This is a genomic window from Methylobacterium bullatum, from assembly GCF_014845095.1.
In the GTDB taxonomy this organism is placed as follows: Bacteria; Pseudomonadota; Alphaproteobacteria; order Rhizobiales; family Beijerinckiaceae; genus Methylobacterium; species Methylobacterium bullatum.
The window spans coordinates 1-1617 of the sequence record NZ_NKUG01000153.1 but is presented as its reverse complement, the minus strand read 5'-3'; the positions used below and the strand labels follow the sequence as shown (position 1 = coordinate 1617).

The following is a 1617-nucleotide window of genomic DNA, read 5'->3' as shown; positions in this document are numbered from 1 at the left end:
CGAAGGAGGCGTCCAGGGATCGCTCTGGTGTCTGGAGGGCTCCTTCGAGGCCCGCTGACGCGGGCGCCTCAGGATGAGGTGGTCGGCTTGGATGATCGAAGTCAGCACGGGCATCCGCCGGGAAATCCGATCAGACAGGTTCGGAGAAACACTCAGGCTGGCTCGGGTTCGGCGTGAACGCCGAGTTCGGCGAGGAGGCGGAGGCGGAGGGCCACCCGATCGCCGGAGCCGTCGAGCCGGTGCTCGGCGGCGATGATCCCCGCCCGCATCACCAGCACGCGGTCGGCGAGCGAGATGGCTTCGTCGACATCGTGGGTGACGAGGAGAACGCCCGGCCGGTGGCGGGCCACGAGTTCCTTGACCAGCCCGTGCATGCGGATGCGGGTCAGGGCGTCGAGCGCCGCGAAGGGTTCGTCGAGCAGCAGCAGTTCCGGCTCCTGCACGAGCGCGCGGGCCAAGGCCACGCGCTGCGCCTGACCGCCGGAGAGATTGCGCGGCCAATCGTCGAGGCGATGTCCGAGCCCGACCTCGGAGAGCGCGGCGGCGGCGCGCTCCCGAGCCCCCCGGTCCGGCAGGCCCAGCGCCACGTTCCGCCAGAGGCTGTCCCACGGCAGCAGCCGATGCTCCTGGAAGACGACGGCGGCCTCTCCGGGCGCGTCGATGCGGCCGCGATCGACGGGATCGAGCCCCGCCAGGGCCCGCAGCAAGGTCGTCTTGCCGCAGCCGCTCTCGCCCAGCAGGGCGACGAACTCACCGCGCTCGATGACGAGGTTCAGGCCGTCGATGACGACGCGCGGGCCGTAGGCGCGGGTTAGGTCGGTGACGACGACGGCGGGACGCGAGGAAGCGGACACGGCGCTCCCGGCATGAGCGCGGCTCATCGGCGGTCCCCGAAATTCGGGTGCCAGGCGAGGAGCGAGCGCTCCAGGTGACGGGCGATGGAATCGGCGGCGATGCCGATCAGCGCGTAGAGCACGATGGCCAGCACGATCACGTCGGTGCGCAGGAACTCACGGGCATCCATCGCGAGGAAACCGAGGCCGGATTGCGCGCCGATGGTCTCGGCCACCACCAGGGCCAGCCAGGCCGTCGCCAGGGCATAGCGGACGCCCGTGAGGATCGAGGGCAGGGCGCCGGGCAGGATGATGCGGCGGATCAGCTGGATCGGACCGAGGTTCCGGACCCGGCCGAGTTCGACGAGCTTCGGGTCCACCTGCCGGATGCCGAGCACGGTGTTGATGTAGATCGGAAAGGCGACCCCCAGCGCCACGAGGAAGATCTTCTGGCTCTCGCCGACGCCGAACCACACGATGACCAGGGGCAGCAGGGCGAGGAACGGGATGGCGCGGATCATCTGGACGCTCCGGTCGATGGCCGCCTCCGCGAGACGGGAGAACCCGACCAGGGTGCCGAGGGCGAAACCGATTCCGCCGCCGATGGCGAAGCCCACCGCCGCGCGCAGCAGGCTGGTGCCGAGATCGAGGAGCAGCGAACCGTTCAGTGTCAGCTTCCAGGCGGTCGTCAGGACCTTGCTCGGTGCCGGAAGCACCTGCGGCGAGATCCAGCCGGCACGGGCGAGGACTTCCCAGACCGCCACGAGGGCGACGGGGGCGAGCC

General features: G+C 70.5%; 2 protein-coding genes. Both read right to left on the bottom strand.

Translation table 11 applies throughout. From position 1 onward, the window contains the following. Positions 1-152: 152 nt before the first annotated feature. Positions 153-881, bottom strand: coding sequence for an ABC transporter ATP-binding protein (locus MBTS_RS19590; protein ID WP_147831533.1), 729 nt, complete (start codon positions 879-881; stop codon positions 153-155). Beyond that, positions 878-1617: ABC transporter permease subunit (locus MBTS_RS19585; protein WP_192216285.1), on the bottom strand; the 740-nt coding region annotated here is incomplete at its 5' end. The genes MBTS_RS19585 and MBTS_RS19590, both read right to left, overlap by 4 nt.